This is a genomic window from Gemmatimonadaceae bacterium (assembly GCA_036273715.1).
In the GTDB taxonomy this organism is placed as follows: domain Bacteria; phylum Gemmatimonadota; class Gemmatimonadetes; order Gemmatimonadales; family Gemmatimonadaceae; genus JADGGM01.
In genome coordinates, this window is sequence record DASUHB010000072.1 from 138,803 (window position 1) to 161,791 (window position 22,989).

Annotated in this window: 25 protein-coding genes; 3 read left to right on the forward strand and 22 right to left on the reverse strand. The window is 69.2% G+C overall.

Going from position 1 to position 22,989, the window contains the following annotated elements; genetic code table 11:
• Positions 1 to 13 precede the first annotated feature (13 nt).
• Positions 14 to 571 carry a hypothetical protein gene (locus VFW04_17650; GenBank protein HEX5181160.1) on the forward strand — a complete coding sequence of 186 codons (558 nt, stop codon included), beginning with the start codon at positions 14 to 16 and terminating at the stop codon, positions 569 to 571.
• Here the strand turns inward: VFW04_17650 and VFW04_17655 are convergent.
• From VFW04_17655 to VFW04_17690, 8 genes are all read right to left on the reverse strand, one after another.
• Positions 568 to 1,569, reverse strand: coding sequence for a beta-ribofuranosylaminobenzene 5'-phosphate synthase family protein (locus VFW04_17655; GenBank protein ID HEX5181161.1), 1,002 nt, complete (start codon positions 1,567 to 1,569; stop codon positions 568 to 570). The genes VFW04_17650 and VFW04_17655 overlap by 4 nt on opposite strands.
• Positions 1,559 to 2,131 (reverse strand): DUF447 domain-containing protein, encoded by a 573-nt coding sequence (locus tag VFW04_17660; protein ID HEX5181162.1) that lies wholly within the window; start codon positions 2,129 to 2,131, stop codon positions 1,559 to 1,561. The genes VFW04_17655 and VFW04_17660 overlap by 11 nt, the downstream gene beginning before the upstream one ends.
• Positions 2,128 to 3,063 carry an aminotransferase class IV gene (locus VFW04_17665; GenBank protein HEX5181163.1) on the reverse strand — a complete coding sequence of 312 codons (936 nt, stop codon included), beginning with the start codon at positions 3,061 to 3,063 and terminating at the stop codon, positions 2,128 to 2,130. The genes VFW04_17660 and VFW04_17665 overlap by 4 nt, the downstream gene beginning before the upstream one ends.
• On the reverse strand, positions 3,060 to 3,722 hold the full coding sequence (locus VFW04_17670; GenBank protein HEX5181164.1) for an aminodeoxychorismate/anthranilate synthase component II: 663 nt from the start codon (positions 3,720 to 3,722) through the stop codon (positions 3,060 to 3,062). The genes VFW04_17665 and VFW04_17670 overlap by 4 nt, the downstream gene beginning before the upstream one ends.
• A gap of 29 nt (positions 3,723 to 3,751) precedes the next feature.
• Positions 3,752 to 5,245, reverse strand: coding sequence for an aminodeoxychorismate synthase component I (gene pabB, locus VFW04_17675; protein HEX5181165.1), 1,494 nt, complete (start codon positions 5,243 to 5,245; stop codon positions 3,752 to 3,754).
• Complete coding sequence (locus tag VFW04_17680; protein HEX5181166.1) at positions 5,242 to 6,711, reverse strand: DUF6513 domain-containing protein; 1,470 nt, start codon at positions 6,709 to 6,711, stop codon at positions 5,242 to 5,244. Before VFW04_17680 ends, pabB begins: the two co-directional genes overlap by 4 nt.
• Positions 6,712 to 6,723: 12 nt before the next feature.
• Positions 6,724 to 7,083, reverse strand: a complete 360-nt coding sequence (locus tag VFW04_17685) for a 4a-hydroxytetrahydrobiopterin dehydratase (protein ID HEX5181167.1) — start codon at positions 7,081 to 7,083, stop codon at positions 6,724 to 6,726.
• Between the two features lie 67 nt (positions 7,084 to 7,150).
• Positions 7,151 to 7,951, reverse strand: coding sequence for an SDR family oxidoreductase (locus tag VFW04_17690; GenBank protein ID HEX5181168.1), 801 nt, complete (start codon positions 7,949 to 7,951; stop codon positions 7,151 to 7,153).
• Positions 7,952 to 8,060: 109 nt separating this feature from the next.
• Between VFW04_17690 and VFW04_17695 the strand changes: the two genes are divergently transcribed.
• Positions 8,061 to 8,876, forward strand: coding sequence for a (5-formylfuran-3-yl)methyl phosphate synthase (locus VFW04_17695; GenBank protein HEX5181169.1), 816 nt, complete (start codon positions 8,061 to 8,063; stop codon positions 8,874 to 8,876).
• On the opposite strand, the gene VFW04_17700 is transcribed toward VFW04_17695, so the two are convergent.
• Positions 8,851 to 9,417 carry a hypothetical protein gene (locus tag VFW04_17700; protein ID HEX5181170.1) on the reverse strand — a complete coding sequence of 189 codons (567 nt, stop codon included), beginning with the start codon at positions 9,415 to 9,417 and terminating at the stop codon, positions 8,851 to 8,853. The two genes, VFW04_17695 and VFW04_17700, sit on opposite strands and share 26 nt — an antisense overlap.
• Complete coding sequence (locus tag VFW04_17705; GenBank protein HEX5181171.1) at positions 9,414 to 10,436, reverse strand: hydantoinase/oxoprolinase family protein; 1,023 nt, start codon at positions 10,434 to 10,436, stop codon at positions 9,414 to 9,416. Before VFW04_17705 ends, VFW04_17700 begins: the two co-directional genes overlap by 4 nt.
• A gap of 23 nt (positions 10,437 to 10,459) precedes the next feature.
• Here VFW04_17705 and VFW04_17710 point away from each other — a divergent pair, with 23 nt between their 5' ends.
• Positions 10,460 to 11,230: a HisA/HisF-related TIM barrel protein gene (locus VFW04_17710; GenBank protein ID HEX5181172.1), complete on the forward strand. Its 771-nt coding sequence runs from the start codon at positions 10,460 to 10,462 to the stop codon at positions 11,228 to 11,230.
• Between the two features lie 25 nt (positions 11,231 to 11,255).
• Here the strand turns inward: VFW04_17710 and VFW04_17715 are convergent, their stop codons facing one another.
• From VFW04_17715 to VFW04_17770, 12 genes are all read right to left on the reverse strand, one after another.
• Positions 11,256 to 12,443: a hypothetical protein gene (locus VFW04_17715; GenBank protein ID HEX5181173.1), complete on the reverse strand. Its 1,188-nt coding sequence runs from the start codon at positions 12,441 to 12,443 to the stop codon at positions 11,256 to 11,258.
• Positions 12,444 to 12,478: 35 nt separating this feature from the next.
• Positions 12,479 to 12,982 carry a 6-pyruvoyl tetrahydropterin synthase family protein gene (locus tag VFW04_17720; GenBank protein HEX5181174.1) on the reverse strand — a complete coding sequence of 168 codons (504 nt, stop codon included), beginning with the start codon at positions 12,980 to 12,982 and terminating at the stop codon, positions 12,479 to 12,481.
• Between the two features lie 17 nt (positions 12,983 to 12,999).
• Positions 13,000 to 13,968 (reverse strand): triphosphoribosyl-dephospho-CoA synthase, encoded by a 969-nt coding sequence (locus VFW04_17725; GenBank protein ID HEX5181175.1) that lies wholly within the window; start codon positions 13,966 to 13,968, stop codon positions 13,000 to 13,002.
• The gene (locus tag VFW04_17730) at positions 13,881 to 14,759 is read right to left on the reverse strand and encodes a RimK family alpha-L-glutamate ligase (protein HEX5181176.1); all 879 of its coding nucleotides are present in this window, start codon (positions 14,757 to 14,759) and stop codon (positions 13,881 to 13,883) included. The genes VFW04_17725 and VFW04_17730 overlap by 88 nt, the downstream gene beginning before the upstream one ends.
• A gap of 4 nt (positions 14,760 to 14,763) precedes the next feature.
• Positions 14,764 to 15,075 (reverse strand): EthD family reductase, encoded by a 312-nt coding sequence (locus VFW04_17735; protein HEX5181177.1) that lies wholly within the window; start codon positions 15,073 to 15,075, stop codon positions 14,764 to 14,766.
• Positions 15,076 to 15,139: 64 nt separating this feature from the next.
• Entirely contained in the window at positions 15,140 to 16,096 is a 957-nt protein-coding gene (gene mch / locus VFW04_17740) for a methenyltetrahydromethanopterin cyclohydrolase (protein ID HEX5181178.1), read from the reverse strand.
• Positions 16,093 to 16,914, reverse strand: a complete 822-nt coding sequence (locus VFW04_17745) for a formylmethanofuran dehydrogenase subunit C (GenBank protein ID HEX5181179.1) — start codon at positions 16,912 to 16,914, stop codon at positions 16,093 to 16,095. The genes mch and VFW04_17745 overlap by 4 nt, the downstream gene beginning before the upstream one ends.
• Entirely contained in the window at positions 16,911 to 17,816 is a 906-nt protein-coding gene (gene fhcD / locus VFW04_17750; protein ID HEX5181180.1) for a formylmethanofuran--tetrahydromethanopterin N-formyltransferase, read from the reverse strand. Before fhcD ends, VFW04_17745 begins: the two co-directional genes overlap by 4 nt.
• Position 17,817: 1 nt before the next feature.
• The gene (locus VFW04_17755; protein ID HEX5181181.1) at positions 17,818 to 19,467 is read right to left on the reverse strand and encodes a formylmethanofuran dehydrogenase subunit A; all 1,650 of its coding nucleotides are present in this window, start codon (positions 19,465 to 19,467) and stop codon (positions 17,818 to 17,820) included.
• A complete protein-coding gene (locus tag VFW04_17760; GenBank protein HEX5181182.1) occupies positions 19,464 to 20,717 on the reverse strand; it encodes a hypothetical protein in 1,254 nt (417 codons plus the stop codon). The genes VFW04_17755 and VFW04_17760 overlap by 4 nt, the downstream gene beginning before the upstream one ends.
• A complete protein-coding gene (locus VFW04_17765) occupies positions 20,714 to 21,943 on the reverse strand; it encodes an ATP-grasp domain-containing protein (GenBank protein ID HEX5181183.1) in 1,230 nt (409 codons plus the stop codon). Before VFW04_17765 ends, VFW04_17760 begins: the two co-directional genes overlap by 4 nt.
• The gene (locus VFW04_17770) at positions 21,912 to 22,988 is read right to left on the reverse strand and encodes a DUF1464 family protein (GenBank protein ID HEX5181184.1); all 1,077 of its coding nucleotides are present in this window, start codon (positions 22,986 to 22,988) and stop codon (positions 21,912 to 21,914) included. Before VFW04_17770 ends, VFW04_17765 begins: the two co-directional genes overlap by 32 nt.
• Position 22,989: the final 1 nt, after the last annotated feature.

Below are 22,989 nucleotides of genomic sequence, written 5' to 3' on the forward strand. Positions count from 1 at the left end.
AAGTCCTTCGGATGTGAGCGATCTTCGTATGCGAGCGATGGCGGAAATGGTGGTGGCAGCGTTGTGCGCATCCGCGGTGTCTGCGAGCGCGCAGGGCGGTGGTTCGTCCGCGCCGAAGGCGCCGGTGAGCGACAGCGCGTTCCGGTTTGCGCCCGAAGCGCGGGGCCCGCTGCACGACTTGTGGGTCAAGAGTCTTGCGGTGAAGCAAGAGCGCGTGGCATGCCTGGGCGGCTATGTCGTTCATGACGTAGTCTACATCACGCACATCGAGGAGTTGGCGCCGTCGCGCGCCGATTCGGCGAACATCTCGGCGATAGCTTCGCTTCGTGAGTGCTCGGCGCCGGCGTGGCTCGGGACGGTGCACACCCACATCGCGCGATTTCATGGGCTGCCATACAGGATTTTCTCGGCGCCGGACCGTTACGTGATGATGTTGTGGCACGAGCGGTGGAAGGCGCCGGGCGTCTTCTGCATCTTGTATTCCGACGTGGATGCGACGTGCGAGCTGGGCAATTCGGTGAGCGGTCACGTGCAGTACGAGCATGCGAAGGGCAACGCAGTCGGTTCCTAACGGAGTGCGCGATCGGCGTCGGAGGGCGGCTCGCGCCATACACGGGCGGCAGCATTGGCGAACGGGCCGCAGAAGACCGCGGCGTCTGGAGCGTGTTCGCGAACGTGCGCGGCGAGCTGCGTTGCGGCGTTGTCGCCGTCGACGATGCCGTACACGGCTGGTCCCCAGGAGCTCTGCCCAACGCCGGCGGCGCCCCACTCCGTCATCTGTTCGATGAGTGCGGCCCCGGGTCCGGGGGAGAATGCCCCGCCCTGCGCCGGTGCGAACCAGCGGCCGTTGATGCACTGAATTTCGGTGAGGGCGTGGCCGAACGTGCGGAGATCGCCTTCGGCGAGCGCGGGCAGCAGCGCCATGAGCACCAGGTGCGAGACGCGCATCACGCTGCGCTCGGGCGGCGGCGGCAAATGCGCGAACGCCGCGTTTTCGGCCGTTCCGCTCATGCCGGCCTTTCCGGGTGGAATGGCGACGACACAGCGCCACGTTTCCGGCAGATCGAAGCGAGCGAGTCGAGGCGCGGGATCTTTGCTCCCGGTGCGGCGACCGCCCTCGAGTACGAACCCGCCCTCGGCGAACAGCCACGTGCCGATGGCCGAGCGTTGGGCGCGGCCCGTGATGCGGGCGAGATGATCGACGTCGGTGGGCAGCGCGTACAACTCGGCAAGCGCACGGGCGACCGCCAGCGCGAGCTGAGTGCCGGAGCCTAACCCTGAATGCGCGGGGATCGCGCTGTGGATGCGGATGTGCGCGCCGGTCTCGATGCCATGGTGCGCGAGCACGCGACGGCCGAACTGCACCGCGCGGTTTGCGGCCGGCGACGGGCCCTCGGCGGTGAGTGATGGCGCGGGCGCTGCTTCGAGGCGAAGCGACGGGTTCGGTACCGCGGCGCCGATGCCGCCGAATCGGCGGCCTAACGCGCCGCGAAGATCGAGCATGCCGAAGTGGAGGCGCGCCGGCGCCTCGACGAACACGGCGGCCGCCGGCGGCGACTCAGCGCGCACGGGACGCCGGCGCATGCAGCGTGTCGCGCACGTAGGTGTCGAGCAGTGCCATCGCTTCGCGCTCTCGCGGGCCGGCGGTTTTGTCGACGATCACCTGGAGCCGCTCGAAGCCGGCGAGGATCTCCTCGGCGGGCAGGAGGTGGGTGCGGGTCGACAGGATTGCCGCTTCGAGCACGGCGCCGCGGGCGCGGTTGAAGCCGATGAATTCGCGCTGGGTGCCGTGGTGCACGACGCGCGACTCGATGCGCGAGCGCGGCGGCGTGGCGTCGATGGACACGACTTCGATTTCGCGCCAGGAGCACGCGGCATCGAGGACGACTCCCCGGACGCGCGTCGCAGGGTGTGTCGGAAACTCCGCGGTGCCGATGGCGGTTCGCGCGAAGATCACGACATCATCGGTGGTGTTGATCACGGCGACTCGCGTCGCGCTGACGTTGTGGAACGTGGTCGTTTCGAGGAACGGCTTGAGGACCAGGTGTTCGTCGCCCCATTCGACGCCCATCGGGGCGATATTGACACGGCCTGCTTCATCGAGCGTGGTGAGGATCGATTCGATGATCATTGCCGGCACTCGCGGGCCACGAGGTCGTCGAGGGCCGCGGCGAGGCGCGCGGTAACGGGCCCGGGCGCTCCGTTAGGCAGTGATCGATCGTCGGCGCTCGCTATCGGCGCGATGCCGCGAATGGCGCTGGTGAGAAACGCTTCGTCCGCGTCCGCGAGGTCCCGCGTCTCGAGCACTTCTTCGCGGGCCGCGAGCTGGAGCGCGGCGGCGAGCTCGAGCACCGCGGCGCGGGTGACGCCCGGCAAGATGCCGCAGCTGCGCGGCGGGGTGCGAAGCATCGAGCCGCTGACGAGAAAAATGTTGCTGGCGGTCGCCTCCGAGAGGTGGCCTGCGGTGTCGAGGAAGAGGGCGTCGTCGGCGCCGGCGGCCCGCGCCTGGCTGAGCGCGACGATGTTATCGGCATACGACAGCGTTTTCACACCGGCGGTTGGCGCGAACTCGTTGCGGCGGCCCTCGGCGACGCGAACGCGGACTGCGCGAGCGGCGATCGGTGCCGCAGGCGGCATGTCGTGCACGGTGAGCACGGTGACCGGCTCGGAGGCGACGGGCGGCGCGACGCCGCGCGCACCGGCGCCGCGGGTGAGCGTAAGGCGGAGGGCCGCGTCGGCCCAACCGAGATCGAACGCGGTGTTCGCAGCTGCGGCGATGGTGTCGGGCACATCCTCCGGGATGGCCAGTCCCATGATCTTCGCGCCGGCGGCGAGCCGTTCGAGATGGCGATCGAGGCGGAACACGGCGCCGTGCGCGATGCGCATCGTCTCGAAGACGCCATCGCCGAGTGTGAAGCCGCGGTCGAACGCGGAAATCGCCGCGCGGGAGGGATCGGCGCGGCGGCCGTCCACCCAGAGGAGCGGGGCGGGATTTCCGTTAGGCGTCGCTTGCGCCGCGCCTGGGTCGTGCGCGCGACCCGGCGCCGTGCGCGCCGCCGTCATCGGACGAGCTCCACGGGAGGCGGCACGAATGCGTCGGGTTCGGGCGCGGCGAACGCGAGGTCGGCGCGATCGGGAAGCGATTCGCCCCGCGCCTGGTCGCCGTGGAGAAACCGGTCGAGCAGGCGATAGCCGTGTTCGGTGAGCGCCGACTCGGGGTGAAACTGCACGCCGACCACGAGATGCTCGCGGTGCTCGACGGCCATGATCTCGCCATCATCGGACGTCGCCGTCACCCGAAGGCTCGACGGCAGCGAGGCGGGCGCGATGACTAACGAATGATATCGCGTCGCGATGAACGGCGACGGCAGATCGGTAAAGACGCCGCTGCCATCGTGGTGGATGCGCGACGTCTTGCCGTGCATCGGGACGCGGGCCCGCACGATCTCGGCGCCGTAGGCGGCGCCGATGCATTGGTGTCCCAAGCAAACGCCGAGGATCGGAACGCGGCCGCCAAAGCAGCGGATCAGGTCGGTGGACATGCCGGCCTCGGCGGGCGAGCAGGGGCCTGGCGAGATGATGATCCGCTGCGGCGCGAGCGCCGCGACCTCATCGAGGGAAATGGCGTCGTTTCGACGAACGAGCGGCTCGCTGCCCAACTCGCGCACGTAGCGGGCGAGGTTGTAGACGAACGAGTCGTAGTTGTCGATGAGCAGAATCATGAGGACGCCGGGTGCGTTGGCTCGCGGGCTCAGCGGTGCGCCGGGGCAGTGAGCGCCAGGGCATCGATGAGTGCGCGCGCCTTGTCGAGAGTCTCGCGGTACTCCTGTTCGGGATCGGAGTCGGCGACGATGCCGCCACCTACACTAAAGTACACCGTGTCGCCGAGCGCCTGATAGGTGCGGATGACGATGCTCGTGTCCATGACGCCGGTGGTGGAGATGTAGCCGATGGAGCCGCAATAGACGCCGCGGCGCGACGGCTCGAGCTCGGCGATGATCTCCATGGCGCGGACTTTGGGTGCGCCGGTGATGGAACCACCGGGGAAGGTTGCAGTGAGCAGGTCCACGGCGTCGCGTCCGTCCTCGAGCTCACCGGTGATGGTGGACACGAGGTGGTGCACGGTTGAATAGTGTTCCAGTGCGAATAATTCAGGCACGCGCACGGTGCGCGGCGCGCACACGCGGGACAGGTCGTTGCGGAGCAGGTCGACGATCATGAGGTTTTCGGCGCGGTCCTTTGCGCTGTCGGCGAGGGCGCGGCCCAACGCGGCGTCGTGGGCCGGGTGGATGCCGCGGGGGCGTGTGCCTTTGATGGGGCGTGCTTCCACGCGGCGTGCCGCATCGAGGCGCAGAAAGCGCTCGGGCGATGCGCTGAGCACGTGGAGTTCCTCGAAGGCGAGGTACGCCGAGAACGGCGCGGGATTGAGCGCGCGCAGTCGTTGGTACAGCGACCACGTGGATTCGCGCAGCGGCGCCTCGAGGCGTTGCGAGACATTGGCCTGGAAGATGTCGCCGGCCACGATGTACTCGCGCACGCGTGTGACCGCGTCGAGGTAGCCGCGGTGTGTGAAGGAGGATCGAAGGCCGATGGTCTGCGGCGCGGCGACGTCGGTGACCGGGTACGCCGGCGCGCGGGCCGCTTCATGCCTAACTGGCATCCGGCCGCCGCGCGATACCTCGGGCTGCGCCAGGCGGCGCGCCAGTTCTGTTAGGCGGGCGCGCGCGCGGGCGGCGCGGGCCGGCCCCTCGTCTGGTAGGCCGGACGACATGATCCAGGCCCGGTGTTCGTCGTGGTCCCAGGCGACGACGCAGTCGTAGAGGGCGATGACGATATCGGGAATCGCCAGATCATCGTAGCGCGGCGCCGGGAGACGTTCGAGCACTGCGCCCCAGTCGTAGGCGATGTAGCCGGCCGCGCCTCCCTGAAACGGCGGCAGGCCGGGCACCGGCTCCGATTCGAAGGGCTGTAGCAGACGTCGGACTTCCGCGAGGCCATGGCCGGGCACCGCCGTGCGCGAACCATCGCGATAGTCAATGCGCTCGGCGCGGCCCGCTTTGCATCGCACGACGATCGCCGGATCGGCGGCGAGAAACGAGTATCGGTCGCGGGCGCCGGCGTCGCGGGCGCTGGTGTGGGCCGTAGCGCTGTCGAGGAACAACACGTACGGCAGTGCGGCGAGGGCGGCGCACGCGGATTCGGGGTCCGGCGGCGGGAGGAGCTCCTCGGCGAGCGGGAGGGTCATTCGGGCTCGGATCCGGTGTCGGGCGGCTCCCTTCCCTCGCGCGCGCGGGCAGCGCGCTCGGCGCGGCGCGACCGTTGCGTTAGGCGGACGTGCTCGGCGACCGCGTCGTCGGCGGGTGTGAGGTAGCCCCAGTCGAGCTGGCCTTCCTGCCGGTACGTCTTGCCGAGCGTGATGGCGAGCTTCGCTTTCGCCAGCTCCTTGCCGAGGTAGAAAGCATGGGCGGCCTCGGTCACGCCTAACTGTGAGAAGATCTGCTGGATGTCCGTGCCGCGCACGAACAGCTCGCGGTTGAGCACGACGATCGATTCGCGATCGGTGAAGATCCGGAAGTTGGGATCGGTAATGTGCGACTGCAGCTCGCGGAGCTCGTCGTCGCCGTACGACAGAATGCGCTGATCCTTGACCGTGACGAGCCGGTCATCGATGTGCTTCGGCGCGACCTTGTTGCGGATCGCGTAGTGCATGAGGCGTCGCGCGATGTCCACCTCCCGAACGGCGCCCCGCGCCCAGCCGATGACCTCCGTCGTCAGGACCATGCGCACGCCGAGCTCCTCGCACATTGCAATGAGGATCGCGTTGACGCCGGTAGTGTCGGCGGCGGTGAGCTCGGTGAGGTTGCCGATGCCCATCATCATCGGCGCCTCGGGATGGCGGCGCCGGGTGTCGATGAAGCGCTCGAGCGACGCGACGAAGCCGAAGCCGATCGGATCGATGACAGGATCGATGAGATACGGGATGCCTAACGATGACAGCTCGCGGATGGTCGGCTCGAGTGTGTCGAGCGAGGCGCCGAAGTCGGGCACGGCGACGACGCGTACGCCGCGGCCGGCGAGCTGCCGCGCGACTGCGAGGTTGGAGCCGTTGATGCTGAGGACGAGCGACGCGCCGGCGTCGACCGCTGTCATGATTTCGCCGGCGTCGAAGCTGTCGACGCTGACGTGCATGCCGGCCGCCACGAGCTCGCGCACGACGGGTGCCAGCTCGGGGAACGCGAGTCCGGGCGTGCAGCCGATGTCGATGACATCGGCGCCCGTCTCGTGCAGCCGGTGCGCTTCGGCGAGCAGCGCGTCGCGCGACCAGCGCGGCGCGTTGTTGATCTCGGCGAGGATCTCGATGTCGTAGTCGCCGTAGTCGCGCTGCAGCGCTTCCTGGCCGAAGTACTCGGGAATCTCGCGCAGGTCCTTCGGTCCCTTGGCGACGCGGACGCCCATGCGCTCGGCGATGACACCCGTGTCGCCCTCGCAGAGGCCGGGGATGAGGACGAGATCGGTATGGGATGCCGGCGGCGCAGGAAGGAAGCGCGCGATCCACGGTGTGGTCATGAGCGCGGCGACGGTGATGTGCATGACGGCGACGTCGAACGCGAACGGAGGCGTCATGCGATCGAGCGTGCGCCGGAGCGCCGGTTCTGCCAGCCGCCCAGTGACGAACAGCACGCGGGTGGGTGTGACCGCTCGGTCGCTCACGGCGTTAGGCGGCTACTTGGGATCGCCGCCGCGCACGAACTTGTTGGGTGTCCCCTCGAGCGGTGATCCCGACGGTCGCCAGAGCGAGCACTCCTCGATGCGTTTCGCGAGCGCGAAGTCCTTGTCGGTGATGCCGCCCGCGCTGTGCGTCTTGAGCTTGACCCACACCTTGGCCCACGTGACGGAGAGATCCGGGTGGTGGTATGCGGCCTCGGCGACGTAGCCGATGGCGTTGACGAGCATGAGGGTGGTCGGCCAGCCGTCGGTCTTGTACTGGCGGCGGATCCATCCGTCTTCGTAGTACCATCCCGGAAGATCGCGGAGCTTCTCGGCGATCTGGTCATCGGTGTAGGTGGTGTCTTTCGCGACCATTGTCGTGCTCCTTGCCGATTGAACGAGCCGCCACCGCGGCGTGTGGTCTGCCTAACTGAAAGCCGAGCTACATCACGGCGCCGCCGCCGATCAAGAGCGTCTGGCCCGTCAAATACGCGCTGTCGGGCGAGGCGAGAAACACGGCAGCGCGCGCGACGTCGGCCGGCGTGCCCCAGCGCGCGAGCGGAATCGTCCGCGCGATCTTGCGTCGCCTAACGGCGTCGAGCCCGCCGCCGAACTCCGTGTCGATCCATCCCGGAGCGAGGACGTTGACCCGGATGTGCGGCGCCACCGTGCGGGCGAGCGACTTGCTGAATGCCATCACGCCGCCTTTGACCGCCGAGAACATCTCCGGATTGCGTCCCGACATGCCGGTGAGGACGTGGTCCCAGCTCATGTTCAGAATAACGCCGCCGGACGATTGTTCGCGCATCACCCGCGTGGCTTCCCAGGACGCGAGGATGGTGCCCCGAAGGTCGACTGACAGAAGCAGGTCGAGCTTCTTCGCGTCGGGAAGATTGGCGGTGCGACCGGTAAGGATGTCGGCGCCGGCGTTGTTGACCCACACGTCGAGGCGGCCGAGGGCCCGCTGCGCGTCCGCGGCCAGATCGGTAATCGACGCGGCGTCGGCCAGGTCGAGCTTGAACACATGCGCCTGACGTCCCAGGCGCCCGATTTCGGCCGCCGTGGATCTGGCTTCGCGTTCTTCGCTGCGATAGGTGATCGCGACATCTGCACCGGCCTGGGCGACGGCAAGCGCGATGGCGCGGCCGATCCCTGTCGAGGCGCCGGTCACGACCACGCTGGTACCTGCCAGCGCCTGGCCGGCGCTGCCGGATCGCGTGGCGCCAGCGTGTCGATCGGTCAACCGGTTGCCTCCGTACCGCGGGTTCCGTAGAGTAGCCGGGAGCGCAAACATGACCGGCGCGGCGACGCGTCACAAGGGGACTCGAGGGCGAGGGCAAGGGAGAACATCGATGCGGCTTCTCATCAGTGTGTCGAGCGGGGCCGAGGCGGAGGCGGCGCTCGAGGGCGGGGCGGACATCATCGACGCGAAGGATCCTGCCGCGGGTCCGCTCGGCGCCGTGAGTGGGCGCGCATTGGGCGAAATCGTGAGGGCCGTGGATGGCCGGCTGCCAGTGAGCGCGGCGCTTGGCGACGCGAGCGACGAGGTGGCGGTCGCGTTGGCCGCACGACGGGTGGCCACTCACCGCCTGGCGTACTTGAAGATCGGCTTTGCGGGTATTTCAGATCAGGAGCGGGTGGAGTCGCTGGTCGCGGCTGCAGTGCATGGCGCGTGTTTGGTCAGCGCGAGCATCGGGGTCATTGCGGTGGGATACGCGGACTATTTGCATCCGGATGTTGCTAGTCTGTCGCCATGGTGGCTCGTTGAAGCTGCAGAACGTGCCGGCGCGTTAGGCGTTCTCCTCGACACCGCCGTGAAGCATACGGACCGCGCGGCTCGCGGGGTGTTCGGAGCGATGTCGGAGACGCAACTGGCGGCATGGGTGCGCCACGCTCACGGTGCCGAGTTGACGGTGGCAGTGGCAGGTGGTCTCGCCGGGTCGCAGCTCTCGGAATTGCGCGCCCTCGGCGTGGATGTCGCGGGCGTCCGCGGCGCTGCGTGCGAGGATGGCGACCGGCTTGGACGGGTGTCACGCGCTCGAGTCGCCGCGCTGGCCCGGTGCGCCGGCCGGCGGAGCTGGGCGCAGGGGCCGGCGCCGGCTTCGCGACTGCGGCGCGGCGGCGAGGAGCGGCTCGAGCCGTCTACGTCGCCCGCAGCGCTTCAGTGAGTCCGGCGGCATCGGCGATGACGACTTCCAATCCGTTAGGCAGGGCCCGCTCGAAGTAGGCATCGACGAGCGCGGACTGCTCGTCGACCACCGGTTTGACGAGCACGAGGCGCCGTGCGCCTAACTCGCCCGCGACCCACGCGGCGATCGAGTCGCTCGTGACGTCCCAGCTGTGCGGCAGCGGATCGCGGGCGCGCAGCCAGCGGTAGGGCGCGAGCACTGGGAGCCGGCCATGCACGAGCGCGCCGGTGATTTCGGCCGGGTGTTCGACGAGCCGGGCGCGCGTCGTGCGCGAGGCGATGAGCAAGGCATGCTGGTCCATGGCGAGGACCGCCATCCAGTGGGAGGCATCGGCGCCGATGCGCAGCTTCGTGTCGACGTTCCGGACGACATCGGCGAATGGTCCGCCGCCTGGGACGACGGCCAAACCGTCGGCGTGGGCGATGGCGCTCTCGAGCGCGCGCACGACTGCATCGAGTGGTCCTGGCGTCGCGAGCAGGGCACCGCCCACCTTTACGACGGTATCCACTCGCGAGGTCATGCCTGGATGCGTGCGCGGAGGACGGCGACGGCGGCGGCGGGCGCCGCGCGCGAGGCGGCGCTGCCTAACGTTTCGGCGAGGCTCACGCAGGAGACCATGAGCCGTCGCGCCGCGCGCTCGGCGATGAAGGCGCCGAGTCCTGCGGCGACCACGGGAGCCTCCGGTGCGGTGTCCGCGCGGACGCGCGCGAGCGCGGCCGACGTGCGCGCGATCTGGGCGTCGGCGACGTGAGCCGCAATGTGGTCGACGGCGCGATCGTCGAGGCTCTCGCGGTCGGCGCACACGATGCGGGCGAGTCGTTCTCGCACGAACTCGCGCGCGACGGGCCGGCCGTCGGACGTGCCGGTATCGTAGTCGGCGGGCAGGAGGTCACCGTTCCACACATGCACATCGCCGGACAGGGCGAACGCTTCGGCAGACACGCCGGCCGCCGAGCCGCCGAGCGGCACTTCGTGGACGATGGCTTCAACGGGCGTCCGCAGGACGCCAAGATAGAGCAGCTCTCCGTTAGACAGGCGCTCGGCGTCGGTGCGGCCGGCCGCGACGACCGCGCCGGCGGCGATGGGAATGATGTCGGTGGTCGTGGACCCGATATCGACGAGCGTTGCGTCAGGCCACGTGAGCGCGATGACGGATGCCGTGGCGCGCCAGTTTGCGGCGGCGGCCCGAAGCGGGGTGTGGCGCGCTTCGTCCGGGCTCACAAAGCATCCGTCCACCGTGTAAACCGAGATTTCGTCGTTGCGGAACGCCGCGGAGAAGGCGTCGAGAACGAAGGTCACGCCCTCGCGCTTGGTGCGGAAGAGCTGCGAGAGCTCGGCCGTCATGGTGAGCGCGTGGGGGCAGCCGGGCGGCAGCGCCGCCGCGCGCGCCGCGGCGTGGAGCGCGTCGACGAGCTCCGCTGGTGTCCGTTGGATCTCGAACGGGCGCGTGCGCGCATGCACGACGCGTCCGTCCTCGACGACGGCGATTTTGAGGTTGACGCCGCCGATGTCCCACCCGGCCACGACCGTCGGCGTCACAAGGCTCTTCCGTTAGGCGGTGGATGCAGCTGATTCCGGTGCTCGATCTGCAAGGCGGGCGCGCGGTGCACGCTCGGGGCGGCGACCGGTCGCGTTACGCGCCTCTCATCTCGCGCGCCGCGCCCGATGCGGCGCCCGGCGACGCCGTCGCGATCACGGCGGCTTTCGCCGCGTTGGGCGCGCGACGCATCTACGTCGCGGATCTGGATGCGATCGAAGGACGCGCGCCGCAGGAATCGCTGGTGCACGAGTGCGCACGCGCGGGCCTCGACCACGGCGGCGCGCAGATCTGGCTCGACGCCGGTATCGCGCGGAGTGCAGACGCGGCGCGCTGGGGATCGGTCCCGGGCGTGGAGCGGATCATCGTGGGACTGGAGAGCATCGCGGGCATGGACGTCGTCGCCGATGTCGTGCGGTTGGTTCGACCACTGCGCGTCGCGTTCAGCCTGGATCTTCGGAATGGCGCGCCTCAGGCGCGGTCGACGACGCTGGCTCGCGAAGCGCCGCTCGCGCTGCAGCAGGCGGCGGTGCGTGCCGGAGTGAGCGCGGTGCTGCTGCTCGATCTCGCCCGCGTGGGCAGCGGCGCCGGTGTCGACGAAGCGCTGGCGGGGCGCATGGTCGCGAGGGCTGGGCCCGCGGAGTTGATCGTGGGGGGCGGCGTTGGGGATCTCGACGCCGTGCGCCGACTGGCGGTGTTGGGCGTACACGGTGTCCTCATCGGAAGCGCGCTGCACGACGGCCGGATCGATCCGCGTTTGCTCGCCGCCTTCGCCGCGTCCCCGGCGCCGGCCTAACGGGCCGGCGCACCGAGCGCTCGTGTCAGGGCGTGTGATCTGACCCCGTCGAGTCGGCCTTCGGCTGCGAGGGGCGGCCGGCCGGCATGTTGGGCATGTCGCTCATCGGCATGTCGCGCATCTTGGCGTCCCCCGACGCGCGCGCGTCATGTCCGGCGGCGCCTTTGTGTTGTTGCGATGCGGTTCCGGCCGGGTGCTCGTTCATGTCGGTCATGATCGGCAGCGTGGCGATATCGCGTTTCACCAGCGGGTCGTTGAGATCGAGCTTGGGCCAGGTTGCGCCATCGTCGGGGACGAAGGCCCCGTTGATGTGTCCCATGCCTCCGTCCTTGAACGTTTCGCTGGTCGGGTTGTCGTACTCGGCGACGACCCGGTATGGATGGTGCGCCTTGAGGGCGAGCGCGTCGCTGTTGAAGCCGAAGATGAAGCGGCCGACGCCCTGCACGTGGCCGTCGTGGTCGCGGCGCGCCTTGAGGCGGGCGAGCACCTTTCCGTTAGTCGCGTCCTGGAGCTCGAGGGTGCTGCCGTAGTCGTGCAGATGTCCGCCGATGCCGACGAGCTTTCCGCCGATCGGGAGCTCGAATTCATAGCTGTGGGTCGATTTTCCCGGTGGCACATCGAATGTGGTAACGCCGCCGATGTGGTTATTCACATCGACGTAGAACGGCATCACGGACAGCACGTCGTGTCCCGCGGCCGGCGTGTAGAGCAGCGTGACCTCGAGGTAGGCCGCATCGATGTCCTTGCCGGTTTCGTTGTGGAACATGGCGTACATACCGAGCTTTTCGCCTAACCGCATCGGGACGCCCATGGAGGCGGGGAGCTCGACGGGGTCGGTTTCGGCGCCCCAGCCGAAGAGGCGCTCGACGGCCGGGTAGACCAGCTGGCGGCGGTCGAAGTTGACGCCGATGAGATGGTGCAGGATCTCTCGGGGCAGCGCCTTACCGGCGGCATCGCGCATCCGGACGCTGAAGCCGCGCAGGTATCCATCGACGGGCCAGGTGAACGGCATCACATCGTTCGGCGTCATGTTCGACATGTCCATCTGCGCATTCATCGCCGGCAGACGGAACGGTCCCGCGGTGACGATGATACGGGAGTGCGCCGAGTCGACGCGGACTTCGATCTTGGGCGGCGTGACCGGAAGCACGGCCGCGGGATGCGGGGCCGGGCCGGCGAGCAGCGTCGTGACAGCAAGCAGTAAAGTCACCATGATGTCTATCCTTGACCGTTAGGCATTGAGCAAGCTCAGCCGAGCGTTCCGCGATACGTGGCGGATTGGCCGAAACTTTCTTCCACTTCCATCTCGATGGCCGTGAGATGCGCCACGGTGCCTGCGCCTAACTCGGTAAGGAACCGGGTGGCCAGGTGGCGCGCGAGCATCTCGACGGTGGTATTCGGGATGGGCAGCAGCGCGCAGTCCCGCGCCGGGAACACGTAGCGCAGCGCGCCCTCGTAATCGACGGACACCGTTTGGTCCCTGGTGACGATGCCCAGCTTCGGGTTCTCGAGCGGCAGCAGCACTTTATGGTCGATCTCGTCGCAGAGTTGGCGCATGAGCCGTTTGACCAACGAAAAATCGAGCACGTACCAACCGTCTTCATCGATCGCACCGTCGAGCGCCACGCCGACGCGATAATTGTGGCCGTGCAGCGACTCACAGCGGTGGCCGGCGAACGTGATGAAGTGCGCCGACGAGAAAACGGTGTAGTCCTTCTTGACCCGTATCCTAAACTCGCCGTGGGTTCGCATCTGTTCCATCCGGAGCGCTAGCTCCAGCCTCCCTCGAGAAGAACGGCGAAAATTGCGGCGGCGGTAAGATCGGCGGTGGTCCCGGGGTTCCGGGAATTGGATGGGTCGCGGAGCGCGCGATCGAACGCAGCCGCCCGCAGGCGGCCGGCTGCGCTCCGCACGCCGCCGGCAGCGAGCACCGCGCGGCTGCGCCGAGAGATGGCAGCCGCTTCCGCGTTGCCCACCTTGCGAGCCACGTGCGTGTCGGGCGCCGCGGCCAGCAGCGTCAGGTAGGTCTCGACAATGGCGTCGTCCCATGAAAGTCCATCGCCTCGCGCGCGTCGCAACGTGGGCGCGCCCAACTCGAACGTGACGGCAAAGTCCGTGGCGTACTCGCGCGCGATACCGTCGTGATCCGCGGCGAGCACCATGACGGCGCGCAGGCCGCGGGTTGGCGCAGCCGCGACATCCTGCGACGTCGCGCGGCCGAGTCCCCCGGGATGCGCGAGGCGAATGGCGGCATACACATGGGCCGCATCGCGCACCGTGGTTCGCCGCAACACGCGCGCCACGCGGCCGCGCAGCGTCCCGCCGCGCGGATCGAGAGCGGCCCGCGCAAGCGGCGCGAGCAGCAGGATGATACCGAGATTCGTATTGGCGCGCGTCCAACCCGCGGTCGCGAGGCAGGCTCCGTAGATGGTGGCACCGAGCGTGCGGCGTCGCGCGAGCAGGAACGCAGGCCCAATCGCGGCGGCGCTGGCGAGGAAGTGCTCGTAGCGCGTGTCGTGAAAATGCGTGCGGGCGGGTGGCGCAACGTTACCGGGTTTTTGTGCGCTGGCCTCGAGCAAGCACGCCAGTTGGGCAGCGCTCGCGACATCTGCGGCCGTGGCTGGTCGTACGGGCGTGCGACGGTTTGGCGTCAGCGTCTGGCGCGATACGCGTCGAGCAAATGATCGACGATCGCTTGGGCGACGTCGATGGAGGTAGCTGTCTGAAGCCCGTGCCATCCAGGGATGCCGTTCACCTCGAGTACATAGACTGATCCGTCTCGAGCGGGCAGGAGATCGACGCCGGCGTACGCCGCGCCGACGGTGCGTGCGGCACACAGCGCCATGGCGTGCCACTCGGCGGGCAGTGTGATCGCGCGTGCGTGTCCGCCACGAGCCAGATTGGTGCGCCAACCCGCCGCCGAGCGTTCGATGGCGCCCACGACACGGTCGCCGACGACGAAGACGCGGACGTCGCGACCTTCGTGCTCGATCGTGCGCTGAAGATAATACACCCCGTGAATGGCTTCCAGCGCGCGAAACACGCGCCACGCGATTTCCTCGTCATTCACGCGCACCATGCCGAGCCCCATGGAGCCGACGAGCGGTTTGACGATGACATCGCGCAGTGCATGGAACGCATCCATCGCCTGGTCGGAACGCTCGCACACGATCGTTTCCGGCGTGGGAAGACCAGCCCGCGCGAGCAGCGCCGACGTGTAGAACTTGTCGACGGTTCGCTCGATCGCGCGCGGCGGGTTCATGACGGGGACACCGGCGTCCTCGAGGGCGTGGAGCGCATCGACACGAAACACGATCTGCTCGAGCGACCCATTGGGGATGATGCGCGCGAGGACCGCGTCGGCCGAGAGGAGGTCGGTGTCCTGCGCCTGCATGCGCGTGCGACTGCCGAGGGATGCGACGAGGGTCTCGTACGGGAACACGGCTGCGCGCGCGCCGCGGACCGCCAGCGCGCGCGCGAGCTCTTCGGTGTGCCATCCGGTGCGCGCGGCGAGGATGGCGACGAACATGATCTCAGCCTTCCTGGCCGGTGAGCGCGGTGAACCCGCCGGTGGCGAAGTTAGGCAAGTCGCCGGCAACGGCGCCGAATCCCGGCGTGGCCGTGCCGCGCGTGAGCGCCGCTTCCGAATCGAACCAGAGTTCGGCCTTGCGATAGAACGAAGGCTTCGAGCCGTCGAGGTTGCGGGGAAATTTCATGAGCACCGCGCGCGAGAATCCGATTTCCTTGGCGTGCTTGTTCACGAGCGGGAGGTGGGTGGCGGCGTAGTACTTCTCGAATGCCGCCGGGTCCTTCGGATGGTTGTAGATGACGACGACGCACCACATGGGGAACCTCGGGGAATGGGAATCGGGGAAACGCGGCGTGCGCGCGTTAGGCGCACAGGGACGGTCACTGCATCAGCGATGTGCGCAGCACTTCGGGATCCAGCTTGCCGCCGTGGAACGTGCGTCCGGAGGTGTCGCTGGTGAGCCAGACTTCGCCCGGGCTGAAGAGCATTTTATCGATCTTGTAGAAATCGCCACCGTAGCGCTTGAAGATGTCATAGAACGGTGTGCCGTAGTCGTGCGATGCGGAGGCGGGGAGTCGGCTGGCGAGCTGCGAGAGCTCATCGTCGTCGGCGCGAACGGTGAAGTGCGCCTGTCCGCCGTAGAGCACGCAGTCGTTGGTGCGGCCGATGGCGTGCAGGTCGTCGTGCGCCACGGGCGGGAGCGGGGCGACGCCGATCCCGCTGACCACGCGCCGGACGTCGAAGCCTAACGACTCCATCTTGTGGAGCGCCGTCTCGAGGATGCGGGCCACGACCTGCACGCCGCCGGCGAGCGACGCCGTCGGCGCGATGGCGATCGTGACCTGGCGCGGATCGAGTTTGGCGCGCGAGGCGATGTAATGGGCAACTTCGTCGGTGGGCGGCGTTCGTCCCTCGAGGACGAGCACGCCGCGCGTGGCCTGCTCGGCGTAGCCCAACCTGGTGAAGAGCTCGGTCTCGACGCGGGCATGCGCGCGCAGCGGGCCGGATGCCATCGCGAAATACTTGCCGACCTGGATCGACCAGCCGGCGTACTGCGATGCCATGCAGGCGAGCGCGGGATGATCGGTCCACAGGCGGACACCGGGGTACGAGTCGCTGCCAATTCGTAACCAAGTGAGACTAATGTCGGCCAATCCACTCGTGCAGAGCTGCGCGAGCGCGATGCCGGCGCCGAGACCGCCGGCGGCTTCGATGCCCGCATCCAGCAGGCGCGTGCCCGACGGCAGCAGGCTGCTCGCGACGCGGAGTTGGCTCGCGCGCGCGACCATGTCGTCCGCCAGCTCCCAGGCGCGCTCGTTCAAGTGGAGGGCGCTCACCGGCCGGCCCGCGTGAGAATTTCGCCGCGTCCCGTCTCGGACATGTCGCCGCTGTAACGCAAAAAGGCGGCGCCGCGGGCGTCATCGCCGAGCGAGAGATCGCGGCGGGAGCGCAGATGCACGAGGGTGACGGCGATGTGCGGCGGCACGTACGTACAATCGTAGAGGTAGGTGGGCGGGACGTCGACGCCGCCGAAGACGACGATGCTGCCGCGTTTGTTGAACCGGCCGGGATCGTGCCCTGCACTGCCGAAGACGATCACGTTGCCGGCGATCATGCCCACGCCGGCGCGCGGACCGGCGTTGCCGGCGACGACCACGGTGCCGCGCCGCATGGACGCGCCGATTTCAGCGCCGGCGTTGCCGCGCACGATGATCTCGCCGCCGGACATGCCGCGCGCCGCGGCCAGGCGGCCCGCGCCTAACCGATCGCCGGCATTGCCGGCGACGTCGAGCAGGCCGCCGGACATCTCGAGGCCCGCGCCGTAGCCGGCATCGCCGCCGACGCGCAGCGTGCCGCCGGACATGCGGGTGCCCACATAGCGCCCCACGGCGCCGTCCACGTGCAGGTCGCCGGTCGACATGCCGGCGCCGATGGCGTCGACGAGCGCCAGGTCGCCGGCGAGGCGCACGGTGCTCGACCGGCCGCCGCGCACCTGGAACACGTCGCCTAACGGAACGACGCATGCGCCATCCCACAGCGGCAGCCGCGCGATGCCGGCCTCGTCGAGGGCCGCGAACGCATCGGGCAGGATGGACTCCGCCTCGAGGCGGCGCCCGATCGCGCCGCGCAGCGTGAGCGTGACGGCGTCGCTCATGCCGCGGCGCCCGCGCCCATGATCTCGCGGAGATAAAAGTGGTGTGGTCCGAGCTTGCCGCCGTAATTGCCGGCGGAGATGCTGTGGATGCCGCTGCGGCAGGCGGCGTCGATCCCCGCGCGCATGGCGGCCGCGATCGAGGGCGCGTCCAGGCCGTCGAGCACGATCTCGAGCGCGGCGTTGACTCCGTTAGGCAACGACGATGGCGACCGCGAGCGAATGGTGGGCGAGAACGCGTCGTTGGTCGTCGCGATCATCGACGGATAGCGTTTGCTGCCCACCTTGCTGCCGCTGCGCACGATGCCGCCGGGAAACGGAAGCGCCACCCCCGGCGTTCCGCGCATGGCCTCGACTGCGGCCTCGGCTGCGTCGAGGGCAGCCGCATCGCTCTCGGCGAGGATGAGAAAGTTGCCGCCGCCGACACCCTTGATCCGTCCGAACGTCTCCTGCACCAGGAACTCGCCTTCCATCACCGGGATGCGCCAGTAGCGTTGGCCCCCGATCACCTTGCTGGATTGAAATCCGTCGCCGAACACGCGCAGGGATCGTCCGATCGGCATCCGGTCGGTCGCATCGAGGAGGCCGTCGAAGCACGCGGTGGTGACGCACGTGAGCACCGTCTGCCCGATGCGCTCGATCATGCGCTTGACGAGACTGTCCGAATCCATCGTGAAGAGCAGCACGCTGACGCCGGGACGACCATCGGGCGTCTCGGACGGCGAGAGCTCCCGTTCGATGCCTGCTTCGACCTTGCAGGCGATGACGGACGTCGCGAAGCCCGTCATCTCGCGTGCGGCTTCGGTCGCCCAACGCCGATCGCGCGCGGTGATGATGACCCGCGCCGCGCGCATGCCGAACGCTTCGGCGAACGTGTTTTCGATGGCCACACCGCGAATGTTCACGTTAGGCACCCGCGCCGACGGGAACCGGCGCGTCGCGCGGCGGCGCGACCGGATAGTTGGCGAGCGCGATCGTCGCGTAGCGCTCGAACCACGCCGAGAGGTCGCGCATCACCGCGTCGTCGTACGGCGGCCGCACGTACAGACGACGGGACGGCGGCGCCCGGCGCAGCTGCCCTTCCTCGACGACGAGCTCGCCCGCCTTGATGACGTATCGGGGCGTCGAGAACATCGCGGCGATGTTCGCGTCGCGCGCGTAAATCGTGATGTCGGCGTCCGCGCCCGCGCCCAGATGTCCCTTGTTCGCCAGGCCTAGCTGCCGCGCCGGACCGGCGCGCGTGATGATCGCGATCTCCCGCAGGGTGTACTCGCGCGCGAGCCCGTCGGCGAGCGCGCTCCCGGCGAGCAGCTTCTGATTCACGGCCTTGAGCCGGTCGTCCCGATAGGCGCGATCCATCAGCAGCCGAATCAATTCGGGGTAGCTCGTGAACGCGCCGCCGTTGGGATGGTCGGTGGACAGCACGACCCGCCACGGATCCTCGGAGAGCAGGAACAGCTCGAGACCGACGACCCACTGCAGCGCGGCGACGGCTGCGGCGTCCCGGTACTCGTACGGCACAATGCCGCATCCGGTCTCGAGTTCGACGTCCACGTTGACCCACCGCCGTCCGCTGCTCGCGTGCAGCAAATACTCCACGGCGCCATCGGCAGTGACCGTCGTCGCGTGTCCGAGCATCACCTGCCCAACGTCGATCGAGACCTCGTCGTGCGCATTGATGTAGGCAATGAGCTGCTTGGCACCGGACGCCCACGGCTTGCCGTTTCCTCCGGCATACGCATGGAACTGGGCGTGCGCGAAGTGCGCCCGGCGCCCGGACAGCGCCCGCATGCTGTCGAGGGTCGTGGAGACGTTGCCAGGGAGACCGAGGTTGTTGCAGTGGATGTGCACGGGGTGCGGAAGCGCCAGCGTCGCGGCGGCGTCCGCCAGCGTCTCCATGATCGCGCGTGGCGTGGCGCCCGGGACACCGCTCGTGTCATCGATGCTTTTCACCGTGCGGATGTTGCGCTTCCAGAGCTCGACCCCGCCCGGATTCACGATCTTGATCGCATAGGCGCCGGTCGCGCCTAACAGCCAGGCGGTATAATCGCGGGCGCGGTCGCGTTCACCGGCGGCCACCTGCTGGAGCAGATAGGCATCGTTGCCCATGAGGGCGAAGAAGCCGGCGTCGATGATGGGCGTATCGTCGAGCTGCGCGTGCGTGTCGCGCGCGCTCACGGGCGCCACCGCGGCGTCGAACACCGTGGTGTAGCCGAGCCCCGCGTAGCGGTAGCCGGTGGTGAACGTGCTCGGCACGGTGCCGCCGGTGCCGGAGCGCGGCACGGCATCGCGGAGCGCGGGCGCGGCTGTCGGATCGGCCGTGCGCTCGTCGGACAGGATGCGACGGGCGTGATTGACGCTCGAGCCGGCGATGTGCGCGTGGATGTCGATGCCGCCGGGCATCACGACCATTCCGTGCGCGTCGAGGCGCGGCGCGTCGGTCGGGAGTGCGTCAACGATGCGGCCATCCAGCACGCAGACGTCGCGTACGTCTCCATCAACGCCGTTTGCGGGATCGTAGACGGCGCCGCCGGTGATGCGCAGGCGGTCGCTCACGAGCGACGGGCGCGGCGGGCGCCGATGCGTTGGGCGAGCGTGCGCACGATGTCGGCGGCGACCGGCGGTCCGGGCAGGGGCGCGCTGAGTGGAAGCGGCAGGTCGTCCATGCGGAATGCGGTGCCGCCCTCGTGGACGCCGGCCACGCCGGTGTCGATCGCGATCTCGCACGCGGCGTCCGAGGCTGCTGGGCCGACGGCGACGGTGTGCACGGCGTCGATGGCGAACGGCAGGCCTAACGGGCGGCCGACCACCAGCGCCGCGTCGATCGCTCCGGCGTCGACGAGCGCCCGGGGCCCGTCGTCAGGCCTGAAGCGCGGGTGGCCGCGCGAGAAGTCGACGGTCATGGGATAGCCGGTCTGCCAGGTGAGCACGGCCTCGGCGCCGATGCGGTTGCCGCCGCCGCGCAACGGGGTCACGCACGCACGGGTGCCGGCGTTGAGTCCCTGGCCGAGCGCCGTCAGCGACTCGGCGCGCGCGGGTTGCGCCGGCAGGGCGCCGGGCTCGGCGTCGTAGACGATGGCCACATAGCGCGCCGCGGCGAGCCGGCGCGCGACATCGGCGAGCGCCGGCCCGAACCGCTCTGTGCCTAACGATCGACCCGCGACCGACGCGCGCAACGCCGCGATCGTATCGAGCTCCTGTTCCGGCGGGACCTCGAGCCGCACGTCGGCGTCGGCCGGACCGCGGGCGCCGCCGATGTCGACGGCGACGATGGTGCGGCTGCGCCGCCCGTTAGGCAGGAAGAGACCGGCCGGCTCGGGCGCGTAGCGCGACGCGTAGCGCGGGTACCGGGCCGAAGGATCCGTCCCCCAGAACACGATGCAGTCCGCGCGGTTGCGAATTTCTCCGAGCGTCGCGCTCACGCGACCGCGTCGCTGGGCGGCGAGTATTCCGGAGGCCACGCTCGACGAACTGATCCCGTCTACGACGCCGCGCACCGTGTCCGCCACTTCGACCGCGGCGCGCTGGGTCTCGCACGAGATGTCGGTGCCCAGAAATACCAGGACGCGACGAGCTTCGTCGAGCAGCGCCGCCGCCGCATCGATCGCCGCATCGATGGAGACGTTCGATCCGCCCGCGCGCGCGATCGCCGGCACCCGTCCATCGCCGAACCACGATGCGCCGAGCGCGCACGCGCCGCGCGCCTCCGCAATGCGCCCATCGCGCACTGCCACGACAATGTCATCGCAGGAGCAGCCGCATCCCAAGCAGGTGACATGCTCGACGAGGCCCGACATCTGGGTCATGCGCTTCTCCTCCCGCTGCCCCCGATTTTCTGATACAGCTTTCGCGCGCGCCGCACAAGCGCGGCGTGGCAGGCGGCGTCGCTCGCACCGCGCGCGAAGATCGTGCAGACGGGGCTGCCGCTCAGAATTCGCTCACCCGGATGCGGCACGTCGCGCAGCCATCGATCGTCCAACCATGAGCGCGTATCGCCCATTACCGTCGTCCGCCTGGCGAACAGTATCGCCTTGCCGAAAACCTCGACAGACGAGTCGCGTCGAACGGCGGCGAGATCGAAACGCGGGGCGACGCCAGCGCATCCGCGGACATGCGCGTCAAACACGGAGAATTCGAACGACCGTTCGGCAAGCTCCATCGAGGCGGAGTAGCGCGGGTTGACCTCCGTCACGAACGGCGTGCCGTCCCGCGCAATGAAGTCGATCCCGTTGACTCCCACAAGGCGGAGCTCTCGAGCGAGCAGGTCGGCGATGCTGCACGCGGTGTCGAACACTGCATCGGCTTTGGGAAACGACGTCGAGCCGGCCCGGACGAGGATGCTGCCGCAGTACGTGAAGCCGGCGGTGCCGAACTCGGCTTCACCCACGAGCTGCCGGCTGAACGCAAACGGCACGGCGTGCCGGCCGTCGGCGACGAAGACGAGGGAGCCCGGGACACCGCGAATGTGCTGCTGCAAGAAGTGGCTGCGGCGCAGTGTGTCGCCGCGGTGCCAGCGCGTGATGCCGTGGCCCCCGCCGGACGCGAAGGGCTTGGCGAGCCACGAACGGCTGCGAATCTGGCGACCGGCTCGCAACCGGATGTCGGGCGCGATGAATCCGTGCTCGCGCATCACGGCCGATACGAGCGACGGCGACCGCGCCCGCATCAGCACGCCGGGCGGGTTGCCGAGGAGGCGTCTCCCGCGCGCGAGAAGGCGGACGGCATTCGGGTGGTTCTCGAAGCTGGCGACGTAGGCGACCGATTGGCCCGCGATTCCCGCGGCGGCGCGGGCGATGCCTAACACGTCGTACCGTCGGGGGCCCGGGCCTTCCGGGCGGACGGCGACGGCGGGCGTTCCGCGGTTGTCGAGATCGGCGAACGCGTCCACCGACGCGGCGGTGAAACCCGCCGCGGTCGCTGATTCGACGAGCGCGCGCGTCGAAAAGCCGGCGATCAGGACGCTGCCTGCTCCTCGGGCGCCGGCGGCGGTGCGACCGGGGTTAGTCAACGCCGAGCCGGCGGCGCGCGGCATCCGGGGTGATGAAGAACAGGTGGTCGAGCACGGTGCCGGAGGACTCGCGCAACCCGAGGGCGTTCAGGAGGGCTTCATTCGGGCCGCCGGCCAGTCCGTCGGCAATGAGCGCGGCGCCCTGTGCGGCTTCTTTGGCCACGCGCGCGAATCCGGTGAGGCGATGCACGGGCGCGAACGGGCTCAGGCGCAGCCGCAGCTCGCGGGCGATCGCGTCGGCGTGCGTTAGGCGGCCGGACAGCAGGATCTCGTGCGGGCTCGGGACGACGGTGCACAGCGCGGCGACGGCCTTCACGGCGCTCTCGAGCAGCGCGTCGCGCGCGGTGCGCTCGGGTTCGGTGTTCGGCGCCGCGAGGTGCTCGGCCAGGTCGGCCGTCGCTCCGATGATGCTGGCCGCGCCGCCGGCGAAGAGCATGGTCTTGCCGATGGCGCCGGCGAGAAACGCCACTTCGCCGTCGAGGGCGCCCGCGGCGCGCGCGCCCATCGGGCCGGCGGTGCCGCCCATGCCGTCGACGATGCGTCCCTCGCGCACGGCGACGGCAGCCGAAAATGCGCCGCCTAACTCGAGCAGGATGAACGACACATCGCCGTACGGGCATCCGCGGCGTCGCGCCTGGTCGTGTACGCCGAGCGCGGCCGCGCAGACCTTGTCGGCGGTGCCCATGTCGACGCGATTGATTTTTCGCGCGGCCGGCACCGAGGCGAGGTGGATGACGCCCGGCGTGAAGAGCACGGGCAGCTGGGCGTCGCGCATGGCGCGCGCGAGGACGCGCAGGCCGCCGATACCTCCGTGGTCGTCGGTCGCCGCGAGGTATGCGAGGCGCAGGTCGGTTTCGGTGGCGCGTTCGACGGGGATGAGGGGCAGACCGTAGCCCGACGGGCCGGCAATGAGCGCGGCGCGCGCGTCGCGGAGCAGCGCGATGAACCCCGGCACATCGGCCAGCGCATCGGTGGTGGGCAGCGACCGGTCGAGGTAGACCGCGCCGTTGTCCAGCCCGCAGACGTCGATGGTGATCGTTCCCGGATCGATGCCGAGCGTGCGGGACATG